Source organism: Actinacidiphila glaucinigra (genome assembly GCF_900188405.1).
In the GTDB taxonomy this organism is placed as follows: Bacteria; Actinomycetota; Actinomycetes; order Streptomycetales; family Streptomycetaceae; genus Actinacidiphila; species Actinacidiphila glaucinigra.
In genome coordinates this window covers 1-19,454 of sequence record NZ_FZOF01000018.1, presented here as the reverse complement: position 1 = coordinate 19,454, position 19,454 = coordinate 1, and the positions used below count along the sequence as shown (strand labels likewise).

Below are 19,454 nucleotides of genomic sequence, written 5' to 3'. Positions count from 1 at the left end.
AAAACAACACTAGATGTACGCACATTAAATGCGCTTGCATTTGATGCACATGCATGTAGTGTTCCTCGGCATGACCTCTCCGCACACCGCCGCCCCCGGTACCGACGGGCGCTGGAGCGCCCGGCAGTGGGGCACCCTGCTGGTGCTCTGCGCCGCGCTGTTCCTCGATGCCCTGGACGTCTCGATGGTCGGCGTGGCCCTCCCGTCCATCGCGGACGACCTCGACCTGTCCACCTCGTCGCTGCAGTGGGTCGTCAGCGGCTACATCCTCGGCTACGGCGGCCTGCTGCTGCTCGGCGGCCGTGCCGCCGACCTGCTCGGCCGGCGCCGGGTCTTCCTCGTCGCGCTCGGCGTGTTCGCCGCCGCCTCCCTGCTCGGCGGGCTCGTCGACTCCGGTGAACTCCTCATCGCCAGCCGCTTCATCAAGGGCCTGAGTGCCGCGTTCACCGCCCCGGCGGGCCTGTCCATCATCACCACGACCTTCGCCGAGGGACCGGTCCGCAACCGTGCCCTCAGCATCTACACCACCTGCGGCGCGACCGGCTTCTCGATGGGCCTGGTCCTGTCCGGCCTGCTCACCGAGGTCGGCTGGCGCTGGACGATGCTGCTGCCCGCTCCCGTCGCGGTCCTGGCCCTCGTGGCCGGCATCAAGCTGATCCCGTCGAGCCCCCGCGAGCGCCACACCGGCCGCGGCTACGACCTGCCCGGCGCGCTCACCGGCACCAGTGCGATGCTGCTGCTGGTCTTCACCGTCGTCGAGGCCCCGCAAGTGGGATGGAGTTCGGCCCGCACCCTGCTCTCCTTCGCCGCGGTCGCCGTCCTTCTGGCCGCCTTCGCGGTGATCGAACACCGCAGCAGCCACCCCCTCATCCGGCTGGGCGTCCTGCGCTCGCCCCACCAGATCCGCGCCAATCTGGGCGGTGCCGCCTTCTTCGGCTCCTACGTGGGCTTCCAGTTCCTCGTCACCCAGTACATGCAGTCGCTGCTGGGCTGGTCGGCGCTGCAGACCGCGCTGGCGTTCCTGCCCGCGGGCGCGCTGGTGGCGCTGGCCTCCACCCGGATCGGCCCGCTCGTGGACCGCTTCGGAACGCCGCGGGTGATCGCCACCGGATTCACCCTGCTCTTCCTGGGCTATGTGCTCTTCCTGCGCGTCGACCTCAGCCCGAGCTTCGCCGCGGTCATCCTGCCGTCCATGCTGCTGCTCGGCGCCGCGTGCGCGCTGGTCTTCCCGTCGCTCAACATCCAGGCCACCAACGGGGTGCGCGACGAGGAGCAGGGCATGGTCTCCGGCCTGCTCAACACCTCGTTCCAGGTGGGTGGCGCCATCTTCCTCGCGGTCGTCACCGCGGCGATCACCGCCGGTTCCGGCGACGGGCCCCCGGCCTCCCCGCAGGCCGTGCTCGACAGCTTCCGGCCCGGACTGGTCGTGGTCAGCGCGATCGCCCTGGCCGGGCTGCTCATCACCCTCACGGGGCTGCGCCGCAGGGTGTCGTACGGAATCGTGGTCGCCTCCTCCGACGCCGTCGCACCGGTGGACGAGCAGCGCAAGGTGCCGGTGCGGGACTGACCGGCTCGCCGTCGGGGGCCCGCGCGGACCGTGGTCCGCGCGGGCCCCTTCGGCTCAGCCGAGCCAGCCGGGCCGCACCAGGCCCGACTCGTAGGCCAGGACGACGAGCTGGGCCCGGTCCCGGGCTCCGAGCTTCACCATCGTGCGGCTGACGTGCGTCTTGGCGGTGAGCGGGCTCACCACCAGGCGGCGCGCGATCTCCTCGTTGGACAGGCCGATCCCGACCAGGGCCATCACCTCGCGCTCCCGCTCGGTGAGCCGCTCCAGTCCCGCCGCGGCCGAGGGCTCCTTGGACCGCGCGGCGAACTCGGCGATGAGCCGCCGGGTCACGCCGGGCGACAGCAGCGCGTCGCCGTCCACCACCGCCCTTACGGCGCGCACCAGTTCCTCCGGCTCGGTGTCCTTGACCAGGAAGCCGGAGGCGCCCGCGCGGATGGCCTCGAAGACGTACTCGTCGAGCTCGAACGTGGTGAGGATGACGACCTTGACCTCGCTCAGCGCGGCGTCCTCGGTGATCCGGCGGGTGGCCTCGAGGCCGTCCATGACCGGCATGCGGATGTCCATCAGCACCGCGTCCGGGGTGAGTTCGCGGACCAGGCTCAGCGCCTGGGCGCCGTCGGACGCCTCCCCCACGACCTCGATGTCGGGCTGGGCGTCCAACAGGGCGGCGAAGCCCGCCCGCACCAGCATCTGGTCGTCGGCGAGCAGTACCCGGGTCATGGGTTCTCCTTGTCGGGGGCGGACGCCGCCGCGGCGCCGGCGGTGAGCGGCAGAAGGGCCAGGACGCGGAAGCCGCCGTCGGCGCGGGGTCCGGCCTCGACCGTGCCGCCGAGCGCCGCCGCCCGCTCGCGCATCCCGAGCAGCCCGTTGCCACTGCCGCCTGAGTCGTGGGCGTGGTCCGTGCCGGTCGTCGCGGGCCCGTCGTCGTCGACCCGCAGTTCGACCGCGTCCCCTCGGCGGGTGACGCGGATGCGGGCGGTACGCGAGCCGGAGTGGCGGATGACGTTGGTCAGCGCCTCCTGGACGATACGGAAGGCCGCCAGGTCCACGCCGGGCGGCAGGGCTCCGGCGCGGCCGTCGCGGGTGATGTCGACGGCCAGGCCCGCGCCCGCGGCCTGTTCGAGCAGTTCGGGCAGCCGGTCCAGGCCCGGGGCGGGCGACCGGGGGGCCTCACCGGGGCCGCGCAGGGTGCCCAGCACCTGGCGCACCTCGCCGAGCGCCTCCTTGCTGGCCGCCTTGATGGTGGTCAGCGCCTGCCGGGCCTGCTCGGGGCGCTCGTCCATGAGGGCGAGGGCCACCCCCGCCTGCACGTTGATGACGGAGATGCTGTGGGCCAGCACGTCGTGCAGCTCGCGGGCGATGCGCAGCCGTTCCTCGTCGGCGCGGCGCCGCTCGGCCTCGGCCCGCTCCCGCCGCTCGCGGACGAACTGCTCCCTGCGCAGCCGCCACAGCTCCGCGACGGCGAGGATCGCCAGCAGCCAGGCGGCGGCCCCCGACACCTGGGCCCACGAGGCGGCCTTGTCCCCCGCGGGCGGCAGCCAGCGGTACAGCCACATGGTGATAAGCAGGTAGGCCGTGTACAGGGCGCCGGCGATGACCAGGACGGCTCTGCGGCGGCCGGCGGCCACGGCCGTGAAGTAGGCGGCCACGATGCTGAGGAAGACCGGCCCGTACGGGTAGCCGGCGGCGACGTACACGAGCGTCACGGCCGAGACTGCGGCGGCGACGGCGACGGGCGCGCGGTGGCGCCACAGGAGCAGGACGGGCCCGGCGAGGAGCAGCGCGTACCCGAAGTGGTCGAGGGTGACCCGGCCGGCCGCGTTGTGCGAGGCGGCCGTGCTCCCGACCACCTGGACGACCGCCACGACCAACGACGAGACCCAGGGGTGGCGCGGGCGCTCCCCGGCGTTCCCCGGGCCGGGGCCAGGGCCGGGCAACGGCGCCGAGCGCCCGCGCCACCTGGGCCTCCGGGGCGGGCCGCCTCCCCGCGTCACGTCGTCGGTCATGCGGCCACGCTAGACCGGGGGGCGGCGGGTCGGCGTCCGGTCGGCGGGGTGACCGCGTCTACTCCCCGTGGAGTACGCGCCCACGGCGGAGCCCCGCCTGGTGCGCGAGGCCCGTGACGGCGTGGTCGAAGAAGTCGTCGCGCGCCTCGACCACGTTGTTGAACTGGCCGAACACCTCGAAGCTCACCAGGCCGAAGAGCTGCGCCCAGGCGGCGACGAGGGAGGGGAGCGCCCGCGGTGGCAGGTTGCGGTCCAGGTCCTTGCTGAGGCGCCAGGCGTCGGCGTGGGCGGCCTCGGACAGCGGTACGTCGGGCGGGGGCACGGCGAGCGCCCCGGCGGTGTCGGCCTCCTCGGCCACGGCGATCAGCGCGAGCCCGACCCGGGACGCGGGTCCGATCGTGTCGAGCGGGGCGGAGTAACCGGGCACGGGTGACCCGTAGATGAGGGCGTACTCGTGCGGATGGCCGAGGGCCCAGCGGCGCACGGCCCGGCAGACCTCGCTCCAGCGCTCCACGGGGTCGGTGCCGCCGGAACGGGCCAGGGCCTCCTCGGCGGCGGCGCCCACGGCGTCGTAGGCGTCGACGATGAGGGCGGTGAGCAGCTCGTCCCGGCTGGGGAAGTACCGGTAGAGCGCGGACGAGACCATGCCCAGTTCCCGCGCGACGGCGCGCAGCGAGAGCCTCGAGGCGCCCTCGTCGGCGAGCTGCCGGCGCGCCTCTTCTTTGATGGCCGCGGTCACTTCGTCGCGGGCCCGTTCCCTGGCGGTTCGGATGACGCTCATGGGGTCAGTGTAGGCACGATCGGAGCGACGACCAAGAACGAGAGCAGTGCTCTTGCCATGGAGCGTGAAGGCGTGCACACTGTTCTCAAGCGAGAGCACCGCTCACGGACCGCTTCGGGTCCACGGTCCGCGCGCCTTGGAGGAGTCCTGATGTCCGAGCACGTCATCAAGCCCGGCTGGTTCACGATCAACGTCTTCAACCGCGCGGTGGCCTGGCTGACCCGCCGCGGCCTCAGCGTGTGGGGCTCCCGGGTGCTGGCCGTCCGCGGCCGCAAGAGCGGGGAATGGCGGCGCACCCCCGTCAACCTGCTGGTGGTGAACGGGGAGCGCTACCTCGTGGCGCCCCGCGGGCACGTCCAGTGGACGCACAACATGCGGGCCGCCGGCGGCGGTCGACTGCTGCTGGGCAAGCGGGTGGAGGAGTTCAGCGCGACCGAGGTCGCCGACGACGCCAAGCCCGAGGTGCTGCGTGCCTACCTCAAGCGCTGGAAGGCCGAGGTGGGCGTGTTCTTCGGCGGTGTGGGGGCCGGCTCCACCGACGAGGAACTGCGTGCCATAGCCCACAAGCACCCGGTCTTCCGCATCACCGAACTCCGGCCCGTCAGCTGAAGCGGACCTCCACCTTCTCGAATCCCAGCGAGGTCAGCAGCCGTTCCAGCATGGCCCGGGTGTTGGTCTCCGCACGCTTCGTCAGCTCGGTGGACTTGGCGGCCTGCTGGATCTTCTTCGCGGCGAGCTGCTGGACCTGCTGCTCGTCCCCGGGGTGGGAGGAGAAGAAGTCGCCGAGCCGGTCGAAGAAGCCCCGCTCCTGGGCGACCACGTAGGAACGGTCGGGGTCGAGCGACGCCCGCTCGAGGCGGGCGTGGGGCAGGGTGAGGACCGCGGAGGTCCGGTCCTCGGAGACCGTGACGCCCTTCGGGCCGACGTCGCCGAGGTCCACGTAGGCGTCGACGCTGCCGGCCCCCACGTACAGCGTGCGCCTGCCGCGCACCGCGTCGGGAAGGAACTTCGCGTCCTTCTCCAGGTCGACCACGACCTGGAACTCGCCGCTGGCTCCCTCGAAGCGGCTCATGTCCTGGATCGCCTTGAGCACCACGGGGCCGGTGCGGTCCTTGGTCTCCTCGGCGAAGGGGTTGGGCAGACCGGGTATCAGGTCGGCGCGTGCGACCAGAAACAGAAGTCCGCCGAGCACCACCAGCCCGGTGAGCGTACGCACCCACCACGGCAGTCTTCCGTCCACATTCCTCAAGGGCATGACGAGGACACCTCCCACAAGTTGTCTGCCCCTCAACTCCCCCTTTATGGCGTGCCGGAGGGTGTCAACGCAAGATCAATCGAGACAAGATCAATCGACGCGGGATCAGCCCCGGTCGAAGGACTCCAGTGCGCGACGGGCCAGCGGATGGGAACGGACGAACTCGGCGAGCGAGCTGGATCCGCGGGTGATCCTGGCGAAGGCGTTCCACGCCGGAGGGAGGGTGGTGAGTGCGGCGTGCAGAAGACCGGGGCGCTTCTCGAAGATGCTCAGCATGCGGCGGCCGACACCCATCTCGACGCCGAGACCTGCCTTGACGGCGAACGCGTAGTTCAGGGCCTGGCGACGTGCGTCCACCGCGTCGTGCGCCTCGGCGATCCGCACCGCCCACTCCCCCGCCAGGCGGCCGGAGCGCAGGGCGAAGGAGATGCCCTCGCGGGTCCACGGCTCCAGCAGTCCCGCCGCGTCACCGCACACCAGCACGCGGCCGCGGGAGAGCGGGGATTCGTCGGCGCGGCAGCGGGTGAGATGGCCGGAGGAGATGCTCGGCTCGAAGCCGGCCAGACCGAGCCGGCCGACGAAGTCCTCCAGATAGCGCTTGGTCGCGGCGCCGTCGCCGCGCGCCGAGATGACGCCGACGGTCAGGGTGTCGCCCTTGGGGAAGACCCAGCCGTAACTGCCGGGCAGCGGGCCCCAGTCGATGAGCACCCGCCCCGCCCAGTCCTCGGCGACCTCCGCGGGCACCGGGATCTCGGCCTCGAGTCCCAGGTCCACCTGGGCCATCTTGACGCCGACATGGGCGCCTATCCGGCTGGCCGAGCCGTCGGCGCCGACCACGGCGCGGGCGAGGATCGTCTCGCCGTCGTTGAGGACCACCGCCACGGTCCGCCGGTCCGGGACGGAGGTCCCGTGCTGCTCGACCCGGGAGACCGAGGCCCCGGTCCGCAACTGCGCGCCCGCGTCGACGGCCGCGTCCACGAGCCGGGCGTCGAACTCGGGCCGGTTGATCAGCCCGAAGAGCATCTGCCGGGACCGTCGGGTCCGGCTGAGCCGGCCGTTGAGACTGAAGGTCACCGCGTGCACCCGGTCGCGCAGCGGGAGCTCGAAGCCCGGCGGCAGCGCGTCGCGGGAGGGGCCGATGATGCCGCCGCCACAGGTCTTGTAGCGGGGCAGTTCGGCCTTCTCCAGCAGGAGCACACGGCGTCCCGCACTTGCCGCGGCGTAGGCCGCCGAGGCCCCGGCCGGCCCGGCACCCACCACGACGACGTCCCACACCGCTGTGTCGTCGACGCCGTCCGCCGAACCGCCGTCCTGCGCCTGGTACTCGCTACTCACGTGTGCTTCCGCTTCCGTTCGACCCGCCGACTGCCGTCACCCCTGCTCAGCCGCATACTAATCCGCGGGGTGAGCGGGGCAGCCTGTGGCACCATCGATCACGACCACCCGTCCACGAACATCGCGTTCGACGTGTCCCCATCAGGAGCGCCCATGTCCGCCGCACCACTCGCCGCAACCGTCGCCGCACTGATGCCGCGGGCCCGGACCGAGCTGGCCGAGCTGGTGTCCTACCGCTCGGTCGCGGACCCGCGGCAGTTCCCCAAGAGCGAGTGCGAGCGGGCCGCCTCCTGGATCGCCGACGCGCTGCGCGCGGAGGGCTTCGAGGACGTCGCCCTGCTGGACACCCCGGACGGCACGCAGTCGGTGTACGGCTACCTGCCCGGCCCGGAGGGGGCGCCCACCGTGCTGCTGTACGCCCACTACGACGTGCAGCCGCCGCTGGACGAGGCCGGCTGGCTGTCGCCGCCGTTCGAGCTCACCGAGCGCGACGGCCGCTGGTACGGGCGCGGCGCGGCCGACTGCAAGGGCGGCCTGATCATGCACCTCACCGCCCTGCGCGCGCTGCGCGAGAACGGCGGGGTCCCGGTCGGCGTGAAGATCATCGCCGAGGGTTCGGAGGAGCAGGGCACCGGCGGCCTGGAGCGCTACGCGGAGGAGCACCCGGAGCTGCTCGCCGCGGACGCCATCGTCATCGGCGACTCCGGCAACTTCCGCGTCGGCCTGCCGACCGTCACGGCGACCCTGCGCGGCATGGCGCTGGTCGACGTCAAGGTGACCACCCTGGAGGGCAATCTCCACTCCGGCCAGTTCGGCGGCGCCGCGCCGGACGCGCTGGCCGCCCTGGTCCGCATCCTGCACACCCTGCACGACGACTCCGGCGCCTCCACCGTGACCGGTCTCACCGCCGACGCCGCCTGGGACGGGCTGCAGTACGAGGAAGGCGCCTTCCGCGGCGACGCCAAGGTGCTCGACGGCGTGGACCTGATGGGCACCGGGACGGTCGCCGACCGCCTCTGGGCCCGCCCGTCGGTCACGGTCATCGGCATCGACGCCCCTCCGGTCGTCGGCGCCACGCCGTCCGTGCAGGCCACGGCGGGCGCGAAGGTCAGCCTGCGGGTCCCGCCGGGCGTGGACGCCCAGCAGGCGGCCAAGCTGCTGATCGCCCACCTGGAGGCGGCCGCCCCCTGGGGCGCCCGGGTGGAGGTCACCCAGGTCGGCAGCGGCCAGCCGTTCCGCGCGGACACCTCCAGCCCGGCGTACGCCTCCATGGCGGAGGCGATGCACGCCGCCTACGGCACGGAGATGGAGATCGCCGGCATGGGCGGCTCGATCCCGCTCTGCAACACCCTGGCGACGCTGTACCCGGACTCGGAGATCCTGCTGATCGGCCTGAGCGAGCCGGAGGCGCAGATCCACGCGGTGAACGAGAGCGTCTCCCCCGAGGAACTGGAGAAGCTCTCGCTCACCGAGGCGCTCTTCCTGCAGAAGTACGCCGCCAAGGCGGTGTGAGCCCGGCGGGCGGCCGGGGGCGCGCCCGTCGCCTCTCAGCCGCCCACCGGCACCCCCGCCTCCAGGTTGAGCACGGTGGCCCGCTCGCGCGCCCGCAGCGCCCAGCGCAGCCGGGTGTGCCGGACGGGCGGCAGCATGGAGGCCGCCTCGTCCTCCGTCGCGAAGCGCCAGCCCCGCAGCTCGGCGCCGGGCAGCAGCAGGCGCTCGGCGTCGGCCGCGGGCAGCCGCCCACCGTCGAACAGCAGCCGCAGACCGCCGTACCCGGGCGGCAGCGGCGGCTCCCAGTCGACGACCAGGAGCCGGGGCACCACCGGGAGCCGCAGGCCGAGTTCCTCGGCGACCTCCCGCATCCCGGCCCGGGCGGGCGCCTCGCCGGGCTCCACGACCCCGCCGGGGAACTCCCAGCCCGGCTTGTAGGTCGGGTCGACCAGCAGCACCCGGTCGTCCTCGTCGAAGAGCAGCACCCCCGCCGCGAGGGTCTCGGAGGTGGGCTCGGGGGTCTGCACGATGTCGCAGGAGCCCGCGCCCTCGCGTATCGCCTCGGCGATCCGCTCGGCGGTCGTACGAGGGGCGAGCCCGGCGGTGTCGACGACATGGGCGTCCCCGGTGAGCCAGGGCAGTGCCTCGTGGTAGGCGGGCAGATGGTCCAGGCACCACGCACGGATCCCCGCGCTGGCCTCGGCGTCGCCCGGCACGTCGGCCCGCTGGTCGATCCGCTCACGCAGAACCGTTTCCTCAGCGTGCAGCAGCACATGCCGCACGGCGATCCGGCGGGCCGCGAGCCCGCCGAAGATCTCGTCCCGGTACTCCTGCCGCAGCAGGGTCATCGGCACCACCAGCGGTCCCCCGCCCACCTCGGCGAGCAGCGCGGCGGCGGTGTCGACGACCAGCCGCCGCCACGCGGGCAGTTCCTGGTAGTCGGAGACCTCGCCCAGCCGCTTCTCCGGGAGCATCAGCCGCAGCCCGCTGCCGATGAGTTCCGGATCGTAGAGCACGCTGCCCGGCAGCAGTTCGAGCAGTTCGCGTGCCGCAGTGGTCTTCCCCGCGCCGAACGTGCCGTTGAGCCAGACGATCACGGTGCCCCCTCTTCCGTAGCCCGGTAGCCCCCTACGAATTGCCCGGATCATCGGCGTCGGCAAACGCGCAGACCCGGCCATCGGCGCATACCGGCGACTTCGGCACCCGGGAACACGGCGGTCCGCCCCTGTTGGCCCCGCAGTCGGTCCGGCGACGAACTGCCGCTGCGGCAGCATGAACACGAGCACGGTCGGCAGGGCCACGAGGCCGTGTCGGCACATGGGCTCCGCCAGGTGCGGTGCATCGCAAGGCTGAGGGTCGCCCTCGTAATGGGCTACTCGGACGATTCGACCCCGGCCGAAGGTTGGGGGAGGGCATGTGACGACACGGCCTGGCACCGAGCCGGCCGCCGGCGGGTTGCAGTCGCCTCACGTCACCCTCGCCGGGAGCGGCCGCATGCCGTCCGTGCCGACGCCCGGGCCGGCCGGCCGAGTGTGAGGCTCCCACAGGCAGCGCCGTCACCTCGGCGCCCCGGCACCGGAGCGGACGTCGGAGCCCGCGTCGGCGAGGGCGCCGGCGAACGCGCTCCTCACCGCCGACCGCTCCACGACCCGCGTTGAAGAAGGCGTAGAAGCCCGCTACCGAATCCCCGGCCCACGAGAGTGCGCGGGCCTCCTCGGCCGAGGCGGTCGAGGCGCGCCGTGAGGACCGCCTTCAGCGCCGCCGGGCCGTGACCCGCGGCCCTGGGATAGGCCGAACGGGTGAACCGCCCCTACCGGGATCGCCTAGTGGGCGCCGGTCGCGAAGGCCTCAAGCCGCAGGGCCTGCGCCGCGGCGGCGGCCGCGCCAACCAGGCCCGCGTCCGTCCCGAGCACGGCGGGGACGACCTTGACTCCGGACGCGAACGACAGCGTGGCGTACCGGCGCATGTGCGCGCGCAGGGGCTCGAAGAGCAGCGGGCCCGCGCCCGCGACACCGCCGCCGATCACGGCCACGTCGATCTCCACCAGGGTGGCCGTCGCGGCGATGCCCGCGGCCAGCGCCTGCGCCGCGCGGTCGTACGACGCGAGGGCGAGGGCGTCGCCCTCACGGGCGGCCCGGGCGACGGCGGCCGCGTCGGACTCCTCGCCGTGGGCCGGCCGCCAGCCGGACTCCAGGGCGCGCCGGACGATGTTGGGCCCGCTGGCCAGGCGCTCGACACAGCCTCGGCTACCGCAGGGGCACACGTCCCCGTCGAGGTCGACACTGATGTGTCCGATGTGCCCGGCGTTGCCCGTCGGGCCGGGGTGCAGCTTGCCGCCGAGGACGAGACCGCCGCCCACGCCGGTCGACACCACCATGCACAGCGCGTTGTCGTGCCCGCGCGCGGCGCCCTGCCAGTGCTCCGCCGCGGTGATCGCGATGCCGTCGCCGGTGAGCACGACCGGCAGCCCGCCGACCCGCTCGCCGACCTGCGCCACCACCGGGAAGTCCCGCCAGCCGGCGATGTTGACCGGGCTCACGGTGCCGCGCGAGGCGTCGATCGGTCCTGCGCTGCCGATGCCCACCGCGACGACCCGCGGCCAGCCCGCGGACTCCCGCAGCCCGGCCAGCACCTCCGCGAGCGATCCCATCACCGTCGCCGCGTCCCGGTCGGCCGGCGTCGGGCGCTGCACGCGTACGAGCAACTCGCCGCGGGCGTCCACCAGGGCACCCGCGATCTTCGTGCCGCCGATGTCCACGGCGGCGATCAGCGGACCCGCACCGGCGGCACCCGACGGCGGGACGATGGACTCGGCAGAGCTCTCGAACGGCATGGGCGTAGTGTCGCCCTTTGTTGACAACGTTGTCCAGCCCATAGGATCACGCCGTGACCGATATTCCGCGCACCGCCCGTCCCACCATGAAGGATGTCGCGGCCCGGGCCGGTGTCGGCCTGAAGACGGTATCGCGTGTCGTCAACGAGGAACCGGGCGTCACCGAGGACACGATCTCGCGTGTCCAGGCGGCCATCGACGCCCTCGGATTCCGCCGCAACGACAGCGCGCGGCTGCTCCGCAAGGGCCGTACGGCCAGCATCGGGCTGGTCCTCGAGGACCTCGCCGACCCCTTCTACTCCCCGCTCAGCCGTGCCGTCGAGGACCTGGCACGGGCCCACTCGACGCTGCTGTTCACCGGGTCGAGCGCCGAGGACGCCGACCGCGAGCAGGAACTGGTGCTCGCCTTCTGCGCCCGGCGTGTCGACGGGCTGGTCATCGTGCCCGCCAGCGAGGACCACCGCTATCTGGAACCGGAGATCGCGGCAGGCGTCGCCACCGTCTTCGTCGACCGCCCCGCGGGCGGCATCGACGCGGACGTGGTCCTCAGCGACAACGCCGGAGGCACCCGCGAGGGCGTCGCCCACCTCATCGCCCACGGGCACCGGCGCATCGGCTTCATCGGCGACCTCCCCCGCATCCACACCGCCGCCGAGCGTCTGCGGGGCTACCGCGAGGCGATGGAGGACGCCGGGCTCCCGGTGCACGGGAACTGGGTCTCCTGCGGGCCCACGGCCCCGGGCCGCGTCCGCGCCGCCGTGGAGTCCATGCTCAGCGGCCCCGAGCCGGTCACCGCCCTGTTCGCCGGCAACAACCGGATCACCGTGACCGCGGTGCGGGTGCTCGCCGACCTGCCCAGCGTGGTCGCCCTCGTCGGCTTCGACGACTTCGAGCTCGCCGACCTGCTGCGTCCCGCGGTCACCGTCGTCGCCCAGGACCCCGGGCAGCTCGGCCGCACCGCGGCCGGACTGCTCTTCCAGCGGCTCGACGGCGTCGCGGGCGCTCCCAAGCGGGTCGAGCTCGCCTGCCGGCTGATCCCGCGCGGTTCCGGCGAGCTCCCGCCGGTGCCGTAGCGGCCCGGCGCCCGGTCAGGACGGTTCCTCCGCGACCAGCCCGCAGGCGAAGCCGAAGGATTCGAGGGCGCGGCGCCGCGCCGGGTCCGGCTCGGCGGCGGCCAGGTCGTCGAGCACCCGCAGGAACCGGGCGCGCTGCCGGGGCGGCAGGTTGTGGAGCACCCACCCGGCGTGCTCCGCCGTCCGCACGGCGACATCGGGGGCGACCTCGTCGTCCCCGCAGGTGTCGAGGAAGTGGACGACGTCCACGACGATGCCGGCGAGCAGGGGCACGAGCGGGTCCGCGTCGGTCACCGCGGCACCGTGGCCGACGCCGTGCGTCGCAGCGCCGGGCCGGGACCCGTCAGCAGGCATGCGCCATGGCGGTGAAGGTCAGCACGGTGAAGGACCCCGGTCCGCGGTCGTACGCCACCGTCGCCGTCCAGCCGCCCTTGCCGAGGTTGACGTACGTATCGCCGCCGGGGCTGTCCTCCCGGCGCAGTTCCGTCCACCCGTGCTCACGCAGGACCGCCGTCACGGCGGCGTACTCCCGCCCGCCCGCCCCCTCGGCGGCCGCCCAGGCGAGCATGCAGTCCTCGCTGGGCCGGTCGGACTCATTGTCGGCGGTCACGACCAGGCCCATCGCGGTGTACTCCGCCCTGCGTACACCGGCTTGTTCCGCCGCCGCGTCGAGCTCCGCCTCCACCGCGGCACGGCTCAGCGGAACCCAGGTGGCCGGCACGGCACTTGCCGGCCCCGCCACCAGCCCGGCCGCCACGGCGACGGCACCAACCCTGAGCATCGCGCGCGTCACCGGAGAGTGGAGCGCCGGATCCCAGCCGATCTCTTCCATCACGGCACCATCCCATGACGGGCGGACAACCGGGCTGCGTCAGGCGACCGTTGACACCCCGGCCCCTGAAACGATTCGATACCGGCCATGCCGCTCACCGACCTGCCGCTGGACGAACTGCGCCGCTACGCACCGGAGATCGCCGAGCCCGCGGACTTCGACGCCTTCTGGGCCAAGACACTGGCCGCCGCCCGCGAGGCAGGCACCGACCCGGCGGAGTACCGCCGGGTCGACTCGCCGCTGGCCACGGTCGAGGTGTTCGACGTGCGCTTCCCCGGCTGGGGAGGCCAGCCGGTCGCGGCCTGGCTGCTGCTGCCCCGCGGCGCGGACGGGCCGCTGCCCGGGGTCGTCACGTACATCGGCTACGGCGGCGGGCGCGGGCTGCACCACGAGAACCTGCTGTGGAGCGCCGCGGGCTACGCCCACCTGGTCGTCGACTCCCGCGGCCAGGGCCACGACACGCCGGACCCCGACCCGGCGCCGGGTCCCCAGTACGTCGGCGGGTTCATGACCCGCGGCGCGGAGGACCCCGAGCACTACTACTACCGCCGGCTGATGACCGACTGCGTGCGCGCCGTGGACGCGCTACGCGCCCACCCGGCGGTCGACGCGGGACGGGTCGTCGTCTCCGGCGGCAGCCAGGGCGGCGGGCTCGCCCTCGCGGTGGCCGGCCTGGCCCGCGAGGCCGTCGCGGCGGCCCTGGTCGACGTGCCGTTCCTCTGCCACTTCCGGCGGGGCGCCGAGACCGCCGCCGAGGGCCCGTACCCGGAGCTCGCCCAGTACCTCGGCGTCCACCGGCGCATCGACCCCGAACGGCTCTTCGGCACCCTCGACTACTTCGACGGCGTCCACTTCGCCCCGCGCGCCACCGCGCCGGCGCTGTTCAGCGTGGGCCTGATGGACCCCGTCTGCCCGCCGTCGACGGTGTTCGCGGCCTACAACCGCTACGCGGGACCCAAGGACATCACGGTGTGGCGGTTCGGCGACCACGGCGGCGGACGCGACTCCCAGCCGTACGAGCAGATGCTGTGGCTGCGCGGCCTCGGACTCGCCCCGGCGGCGGACCGGTAGCCGCCGCTCCCCCCGGTCGGTGCGCTCAGGCGCAGGACGGGCACAGGCCGCGGTAGGTGACCTCGGCCTCGGAGACCGCGAAGCCGAACCGCTCCTCGGCGGGGAGGTCGGCCAGCGGGTCCCCGGTCGGGTGGACGTCGCGGACGGTGCCGCACCCGGAGCACACCAGGTGCTGGTGCGGACGGTGCGCGTTGGGGTCGTAGCGCTTGGCACGGCCGTCGGTGGAGACCTCCATGACCTCGCCGAGCGACACCAGTTCACCCAGCGTGTTGTAGACCGTCGCCCGGGAGATCTCGGGCAGCAGCCGTGCGGCGCGGGCGTGCACCTCGTCGGCGGTGAGGTGCACGTGGTCACCGTCGAGGACCTCCGCGACGACACGCCGCTGGGACGTCATGCGCCAGCCGCGCCCGCGCAGTCGCTGCAGCAGGTCGCTCATGTCTGCTCACCCATTCAGCTCGGTGGACGTCCGGAATTCACCCCGTGGACGCGTCCGGGTTCTGATTGCATATGGAATTGACGCTCTTCTTGACTTGGACTGCGTCCATCGTAGGATCGGTTCCGGCGCCAGCCAAGGGACAGGAAGACTCCAGTACGGCAGAAGAGAGAGACGTGACGGGACCACCGCCGAGCAGCCGCGCGGTGCCGCCTGGGAAATCCGGGCGTCCGCGTCGCACTGCCGCAGCCGGCCCCGCGCCCTCTCCCCCTGTCATGCCGCCGGTGAGGCCCCCGTGCACTCACCGCGGCGGCCCCCGCCCGAAAGCGTCCGACGGCCCGCAGTCCTGAGCACCGTGATCCGCCAGGTCCGGAAGGATTCCCATGTCTGAGAACCACGAAGCAATCGTCACAGACCCGAAGACGGAGGGTGTGAACGGTTGCCCCGTCGCGCACGGGCGCGCCCCGCACCCGACCCAGGGCGGCGGAAACCGGCAGTGGTGGCCGGAACGGCTGAACCTGAAGATCCTCGCCAAGAACCCGGCGGTGGCGAACCCGCTCGGTGAGGACTTCGACTACGCCGAGGCGTTCCGGGCCCTCGACCTCGCGGCCGTCAAGCAGGACGTCCTCGAGGTCCTGACGACCTCTCAGGACTGGTGGCCGGCGGACTTCGGCCACTACGGCCCGTTCATGATCCGCATGGCGTGGCACAGCGCAGGCACCTACCGCATCAGCGACGGCCGCGGCGGCGCCGGCGCCGGTCAGCAGCGCTTCGCCCCGCTCAACAGCTGGCCGGACAACGGCAACCTCGACAAGGCCCGCCGCCTGCTGTGGCCGGTGAAGAAGAAGTACGGCCAGAGCATCTCGTGGGCCGACCTCATGATCCTCACCGGCAACGTCGCGCTGGAGTCGATGGGATTCGAGACCTTCGGCTTCGCCGGCGGCCGCGAGGACGTCTGGGAGCCGGAGGAGGACGTCTACTGGGGCCCCGAGTCCACCTGGCTCGGCGACCAGCGCTACACCGGCGACCGCCAGCTGGAGAGCCCGCTCGGTGCCGTCCAGATGGGCCTGATCTACGTCAACCCGGAGGGCCCCAACGGCAACCCGGACCCGATCGCCGCCGCGCGCGACATCCGTGAGACCTTCCGCCGGATGGCGATGAACGACGAGGAGACCGTCGCCCTCATCGCCGGCGGCCACACCTTCGGCAAGACCCACGGCGCCGGCCCGGCCGACAACGTCGGCGCCGACCCCGAGGCCGCCTCGATGGAGGAGCAGGGCCTCGGCTGGCGGAGCACCTACCGCACCGGCAAGGGCGCCGACGCGATCACCAGCGGTCTCGAGGTCACCTGGACCAGCACCCCGACGCAGTGGGGCATGGGCTTCTTCGAGAACCTCTTCCGCTACGAGTGGGAGCTGACGACCAGCCCCGCCGGCGCCAACCAGTGGGTCGCGAAGGACGGTGCCGGCGCGGGCACCATCCCCGACGCGCACGACTCCGCCAAGAGCCACGCCCCGACGATGCTGACCACGGACCTCTCCCTCCGGTTCGACCCGGTCTACGAGCAGATCTCGCGGCGCTTCCTGGAGAACCCGGACGAGTTCGCGGACGCCTTCGCCCGCGCGTGGTTCAAGCTGACCCACCGCGACATGGGCCCGCTCGTGCGCTACCTCGGTTCCGAGGTCCCGTCCGAGGTCCTGCTCTGGCAGGACCCGCTGCCCGCGCGGACGCACGAGGTCGTCGACGCCGCCGACGTCGCCGCCCTCAAGGAGCAGGTCCTCGCCTCGGACCTGACCGTCTCGCAGCTGGTGTCCGCCGCGTGGGCGTCCGCCTCGTCCTTCCGCGGCAGCGACAAGCGCGGCGGCGCCAACGGCGCCCGCGTGCGCCTGGAGCCGCAGCGCGGCTGGGAGGCCAACGACCCCGACCAGCTCGCCATGGTGCTGCGCACCCTGGAGGGCATCCAGGAGTCCTTCAACGCGGGTCAGTCCGGCGGCAAGCGGATCTCGCTGGCCGACCTGATCGTGCTGGCCGGTTCCGCCGCCGTCGAGAAGGCCGCCGCGGACGGCGGTCACCCGGTCGAGGTGCCCTTCACGCCGGGTCGTGTGGACGCCGCACAGGACCAGACGGACGTGGAGTCCTTCGCCGCGCTCGAGCCGGCCGCCGACGGGTTCCGCAACTACCTGGGCAAGGGCAACCGCCTGCCGGCCGAGTTCCTGCTGCTCGACCGGGCGAACCTGCTCACCCTCAGCGCCCCCGAGATGACGGTCCTCGTCGGCGGTCTGCGCGTCCTGGGCGCGAACCACGGGCAGTCGTCGCACGGCGCCCTCACCGCGGCCCCCGGGTCGCTGAGCAACGACTTCTTCGTCAACCTGCTCGACCTGGGCACGTCCTGGAAGGCGACCTCCGAGGACCAGTCCACCTTCGAGGGCCGTGACAACGTCACGGGCGAGGTCAAGTGGACCGGCACCCGTGCCGACCTCGTCTTCGGCTCCAACTCCGAGCTGCGCGCGCTCGCGGAGGTCTACGCGAGCGACGACGCGAAGGCGAAGTTCGTGAACGACTTCGTCGCGGCGTGGGCTAAGGTCATGGACCTCGACCGGTTCGACCTCGTCTGATCGCCCGCACCACCGGGACGTCCGGGCCGGCCCCCTCGGGGGCCGGCCCGGACGTCTTCGCGCAGGAGGTGCCTCAGACGCCGGGGGCCCGGCCCGCGAGGGCGTCGAGGTCGGCGCGGGTCAGCCCGGTGGCGGCGGCGACCTCGGCGAAGTCCAGTGCGCCGCAGTCGAGTCCGCGCAGCAGGTAGCCGCTCAGGGCCCGGGCGGTGGCCGGTTCGTCCAGGACGTCGCCGCCGGCCTTGGCGACGTACGCCGCGAGCCGGGCCGCCGCCGCGTCGAGGCCCTCTCGGTAGAAGGCGTAGACCGCCGCGTACCGCGTGGGCAGTTGGGCGGGGTGCATGTCCCAGCCCTGGTAGTACGCGCGGGCCAGTGAGCGCCGGACCAGGCCGTAGTGCAGCCGCCACGCCTCGTGGACGCGGGGGCCCGGGCCGACGGGCAGCACATTGGTGGAGCCGTCGGAGAGCCGCACGCCCGTGCCGGCGGCGGCGACCTGCATGACGGCCTTGGCGTGGTCGGCGACCGGGTGGTCCATGGACTGGTACGCCGCGCTGACCCCGCAGGCGGCGCTGTAGTCGAAGGTCCCGTAGTGCAGGCCCGTGACGCGGCCCTCGGCGGCGTCGATCAGCCGGGCCACCGTGGCCGTCCCGTCCGGCCCCAGGATGGACTGGGTGGTCTCGATCTGGATCTCGAACCCGAGGCGCCCGGCCCGGAGTCCGTACGCCTTCTCGAACGCCTCGGCGAGCCTGACGAAAGCCGTCACCTGCTGCGGGAAGGTGACCTTGGGCAGGGTCAGCACCAGGCCACCGGGCAGCCCGCCGGCCTCCATCAGACCGGTGAGGAACACGTCCAGGGTGCGGATGCCGCGGTCGCGCACGGCGGCCTCCATGCACTTCATGCGGATGCCGACGTACGGGGGCGCGGTGCCGTCCGCGACGGCGCCGGCCACGATGCGGGCGGCGTGCGCGGCCGCCGCGTCCTCCTCGGCGTCGGGCCGGGGGCCGTACCCGTCCTCGAAGTCGATCCGCAGGTCCTCGACCGGTTCACGCCGCAGCTTGGCGCGCACACGGTCGTGGACGGGCGCGGCGAGTTCGGGCGGCAGGCCCAGCACTTCGGCGAGCCGCTCCGCGTCGGGGGCGTGCTCGTCGAGGGCCGCGAGCGCCCGGTCGCCCCAGGTGCGCACGATGTCGGCGGTGAGGGCGTCGGCGGGGACGTAGACGGTGTGCACGGGCTGGCGAGTGCCGGGATCCCCGGGGTAGCGGCGGGCGAGTTCGGCGTCGACGGCGGCGAGCGAGGCGCCGATGTCCTGCCGTACCGCGTCACCGAGCGATGTGCGGACCGTCTCGTTCTGCGCCATCTGGCACCCTCCCGATCTTCAACAAATCGTTGAAGCGAAGCTAACGCCCTCTGCTTCGCAGCGTCAACGACCCCTGGGAACGCCGGGAGCCCCGTGGTGCCGGTGGGGGCGTCACGGGGCTCCGGTCGGTCGGTGGTGCCGCGGGGTCAGCCCTTGCGGGCGGTGACCTCCTCCGTCAGCTGCGGCACCACGGCGAACAGGTCACCCACCACGCCGTAGTCGACCAACTCGAAGATCGGCGCCTCCGGGTCCTTGTTGACCGCCACGATCGTCTTCGACGTCTGCATCCCCGCCCGGTGCTGAATCGCACCCGAGATACCCGCCGCCACATACAACTGCGGCGACACCGACTTACCCGTCTGACCCACCTGATTGGTGTGCGGATACCAGCCCGCATCCACCGCAGCGCGGGAGGCGCCCACCGCCGCGCCCAGCGAGTCCGCCAGCGCCTCGATCACCGCGAAGCTCTCCGCACCACCCACACCACGACCACCCGACACCACGATCGCCGCCTCGGTCAGCTCCGGACGACCCGTCGCCTCCCGCGCGGTGCGCGACACCACCTTCGTGCCCGTGGCCAGCGCACCGAACTCCACCGCAAGCGCCTCCACGGTGCCCGCCGCCGCGGCAGCCTCCACCGGCGCCGAGTTCGGCTTCACCGTGATCACCGGCGTGCCCGTCGTAACCCGCGACCTCGTCGTGAACGACGCCGCGAACGCCGACTGCGTGGCCACCGGACCCTCAGGACCCGCCTCGACATCCACCGCGTCCGTGATGATCCCCGAACCCAGCCGCAACGCCAGCCGC

18 protein-coding genes are annotated in these 19,454 nt (G+C 73.1%); 6 read left to right on the top strand and 12 right to left on the bottom strand.

What is annotated here, in order from left to right; genetic code table 11:
• The first annotated feature begins 70 nt into the window (after positions 1–70).
• The gene (locus CHF15_RS28300) at positions 71–1,567 is read left to right on the top strand and encodes an MFS transporter (protein WP_089226852.1); all 1,497 of its coding nucleotides are present in this window, start codon (positions 71–73) and stop codon (positions 1,565–1,567) included.
• 54 nt (positions 1,568–1,621) lie between these two features.
• Here CHF15_RS28300 and CHF15_RS28295 read toward each other — a convergent pair whose 3' ends face one another.
• The 3 genes from CHF15_RS28295 to CHF15_RS28285 are packed head-to-tail and all read right to left on the bottom strand — an operon-like array spanning position 1,622 to position 4,354.
• A complete protein-coding gene (locus CHF15_RS28295; protein WP_089226726.1) occupies positions 1,622–2,287 on the bottom strand; it encodes a response regulator in 666 nt (221 codons plus the stop codon).
• Positions 2,284–3,573, bottom strand: a complete 1,290-nt coding sequence (locus tag CHF15_RS28290; RefSeq protein ID WP_089226725.1) for a sensor histidine kinase — start codon at positions 3,571–3,573, stop codon at positions 2,284–2,286. Before CHF15_RS28290 ends, CHF15_RS28295 begins: the two co-directional genes overlap by 4 nt.
• Positions 3,574–3,631: 58 nt before the next feature.
• Entirely contained in the window at positions 3,632–4,354 is a 723-nt protein-coding gene (locus CHF15_RS28285) for a TetR/AcrR family transcriptional regulator (protein WP_089226724.1), read from the bottom strand.
• A gap of 150 nt (positions 4,355–4,504) precedes the next feature.
• On the opposite strand from CHF15_RS28285, the gene CHF15_RS28280 reads away from it, so the two are divergent.
• The gene (locus CHF15_RS28280; protein WP_089226723.1) at positions 4,505–4,963 is read left to right on the top strand and encodes a nitroreductase family deazaflavin-dependent oxidoreductase; all 459 of its coding nucleotides are present in this window, start codon (positions 4,505–4,507) and stop codon (positions 4,961–4,963) included.
• Here the strand turns inward: CHF15_RS28280 and CHF15_RS28275 are convergent.
• Together CHF15_RS28275 and CHF15_RS28270 are read right to left on the bottom strand one after the other, a co-directional pair.
• Entirely contained in the window at positions 4,956–5,609 is a 654-nt protein-coding gene (locus tag CHF15_RS28275; protein ID WP_089226722.1) for a DUF4230 domain-containing protein, read from the bottom strand. The genes CHF15_RS28280 and CHF15_RS28275 overlap by 8 nt on opposite strands.
• 105 nt (positions 5,610–5,714) lie before the next feature.
• On the bottom strand, positions 5,715–6,944 hold the full coding sequence (locus tag CHF15_RS28270) for a geranylgeranyl reductase family protein (RefSeq protein WP_089226721.1): 1,230 nt from the start codon (positions 6,942–6,944) through the stop codon (positions 5,715–5,717).
• A gap of 153 nt (positions 6,945–7,097) precedes the next feature.
• Between CHF15_RS28270 and CHF15_RS28265 the strand changes: the two genes are divergently transcribed.
• The gene (locus CHF15_RS28265; protein ID WP_089226720.1) at positions 7,098–8,456 is read left to right on the top strand and encodes a dipeptidase; all 1,359 of its coding nucleotides are present in this window, start codon (positions 7,098–7,100) and stop codon (positions 8,454–8,456) included.
• 35 nt (positions 8,457–8,491) lie between these two features.
• Here the strand turns inward: CHF15_RS28265 and CHF15_RS28260 are convergent, their stop codons facing one another.
• Together CHF15_RS28260 and CHF15_RS28255 are read right to left on the bottom strand one after the other, a co-directional pair.
• Positions 8,492–9,532: an NUDIX hydrolase gene (locus CHF15_RS28260; RefSeq protein ID WP_089226719.1), complete on the bottom strand. Its 1,041-nt coding sequence runs from the start codon at positions 9,530–9,532 to the stop codon at positions 8,492–8,494.
• A 726-nt stretch (positions 9,533–10,258) separates the two neighbouring features.
• On the bottom strand, positions 10,259–11,269 hold the full coding sequence (locus CHF15_RS28255) for an ROK family protein (RefSeq protein WP_245939081.1): 1,011 nt from the start codon (positions 11,267–11,269) through the stop codon (positions 10,259–10,261).
• Positions 11,270–11,355: 86 nt separating this feature from the next.
• Between CHF15_RS28255 and CHF15_RS28250 the strand changes: the two genes are divergently transcribed.
• On the top strand, positions 11,356–12,342 hold the full coding sequence (locus tag CHF15_RS28250; RefSeq protein ID WP_179280005.1) for a LacI family DNA-binding transcriptional regulator: 987 nt from the start codon (positions 11,356–11,358) through the stop codon (positions 12,340–12,342).
• Between the two features lie 15 nt (positions 12,343–12,357).
• Here the strand turns inward: CHF15_RS28250 and CHF15_RS28245 are convergent, their stop codons facing one another.
• Together CHF15_RS28245 and CHF15_RS28240 are read right to left on the bottom strand one after the other, a co-directional pair.
• On the bottom strand, positions 12,358–12,636 hold the full coding sequence (locus CHF15_RS28245) for a hypothetical protein (RefSeq protein WP_089226717.1): 279 nt from the start codon (positions 12,634–12,636) through the stop codon (positions 12,358–12,360).
• Between the two features lie 49 nt (positions 12,637–12,685).
• A complete protein-coding gene (locus CHF15_RS28240) occupies positions 12,686–13,174 on the bottom strand; it encodes a hypothetical protein (RefSeq protein WP_089226716.1) in 489 nt (162 codons plus the stop codon).
• Between the two features lie 87 nt (positions 13,175–13,261).
• On the opposite strand from CHF15_RS28240, the gene CHF15_RS28235 reads away from it, so the two are divergent.
• On the top strand, positions 13,262–14,245 hold the full coding sequence (locus CHF15_RS28235; protein WP_089226715.1) for an acetylxylan esterase: 984 nt from the start codon (positions 13,262–13,264) through the stop codon (positions 14,243–14,245).
• A 25-nt stretch (positions 14,246–14,270) separates the two neighbouring features.
• Here the strand turns inward: CHF15_RS28235 and CHF15_RS28230 are convergent, their stop codons facing one another.
• Positions 14,271–14,681 (bottom strand): Fur family transcriptional regulator, encoded by a 411-nt coding sequence (locus CHF15_RS28230; RefSeq protein ID WP_089226714.1) that lies wholly within the window; start codon positions 14,679–14,681, stop codon positions 14,271–14,273.
• A 380-nt stretch (positions 14,682–15,061) separates the two neighbouring features.
• On the opposite strand from CHF15_RS28230, the gene katG reads away from it, so the two are divergent.
• Positions 15,062–17,293: a catalase/peroxidase HPI gene (katG, locus tag CHF15_RS28225; protein WP_089226713.1), complete on the top strand. Its 2,232-nt coding sequence runs from the start codon at positions 15,062–15,064 to the stop codon at positions 17,291–17,293.
• A gap of 73 nt (positions 17,294–17,366) precedes the next feature.
• Here the strand turns inward: katG and CHF15_RS28220 are convergent, their stop codons facing one another.
• Together CHF15_RS28220 and CHF15_RS28215 are read right to left on the bottom strand one after the other, a co-directional pair.
• Positions 17,367–18,647 (bottom strand): DUF6986 family protein, encoded by a 1,281-nt coding sequence (locus tag CHF15_RS28220; protein WP_089226712.1) that lies wholly within the window; start codon positions 18,645–18,647, stop codon positions 17,367–17,369.
• A 146-nt stretch (positions 18,648–18,793) separates the two neighbouring features.
• A partial coding sequence (locus CHF15_RS28215; RefSeq protein ID WP_089226711.1) for an electron transfer flavoprotein subunit alpha/FixB family protein occupies positions 18,794–19,454 on the bottom strand: 661 nt, incomplete at its 5' end.

Bases quoted from the DNA above. Each gene is read 5' to 3' on its own strand.
- CHF15_RS28300 (WP_089226852.1), top strand. From the start codon at position 71: ATGACCTCTCCGCACACCGCCGCCCCCGGTACCGACGGGCGCTGGAGC.
- CHF15_RS28295 (WP_089226726.1), bottom strand. From the start codon at position 2,287: ATGACCCGGGTACTGCTCGCCGACGACCAGATGCTGGTGCGGGCGGGC.
- CHF15_RS28290 (WP_089226725.1), bottom strand. From the start codon at position 3,573: ATGACCGACGACGTGACGCGGGGAGGCGGCCCGCCCCGGAGGCCCAGG.
- CHF15_RS28285 (WP_089226724.1), bottom strand. From the start codon at position 4,354: ATGAGCGTCATCCGAACCGCCAGGGAACGGGCCCGCGACGAAGTGACC.
- CHF15_RS28280 (WP_089226723.1), top strand. From the start codon at position 4,505: ATGTCCGAGCACGTCATCAAGCCCGGCTGGTTCACGATCAACGTCTTC.
- CHF15_RS28275 (WP_089226722.1), bottom strand. From the start codon at position 5,609: ATGCCCTTGAGGAATGTGGACGGAAGACTGCCGTGGTGGGTGCGTACG.
- CHF15_RS28265 (WP_089226720.1), top strand. From the start codon at position 7,098: ATGTCCGCCGCACCACTCGCCGCAACCGTCGCCGCACTGATGCCGCGG.
- CHF15_RS28255 (WP_245939081.1), bottom strand. From the start codon at position 11,269: ATGCCGTTCGAGAGCTCTGCCGAGTCCATCGTCCCGCCGTCGGGTGCC.
- CHF15_RS28250 (WP_179280005.1), top strand. From the start codon at position 11,356: ATGAAGGATGTCGCGGCCCGGGCCGGTGTCGGCCTGAAGACGGTATCG.
- CHF15_RS28240 (WP_089226716.1), bottom strand. From the start codon at position 13,174: ATGGAAGAGATCGGCTGGGATCCGGCGCTCCACTCTCCGGTGACGCGC.
- CHF15_RS28235 (WP_089226715.1), top strand. From the start codon at position 13,262: ATGCCGCTCACCGACCTGCCGCTGGACGAACTGCGCCGCTACGCACCG.
- CHF15_RS28230 (WP_089226714.1), bottom strand. From the start codon at position 14,681: ATGAGCGACCTGCTGCAGCGACTGCGCGGGCGCGGCTGGCGCATGACG.
- katG (WP_089226713.1), top strand. From the start codon at position 15,062: ATGTCTGAGAACCACGAAGCAATCGTCACAGACCCGAAGACGGAGGGT.
- CHF15_RS28220 (WP_089226712.1), bottom strand. From the start codon at position 18,647: ATGGCGCAGAACGAGACGGTCCGCACATCGCTCGGTGACGCGGTACGG.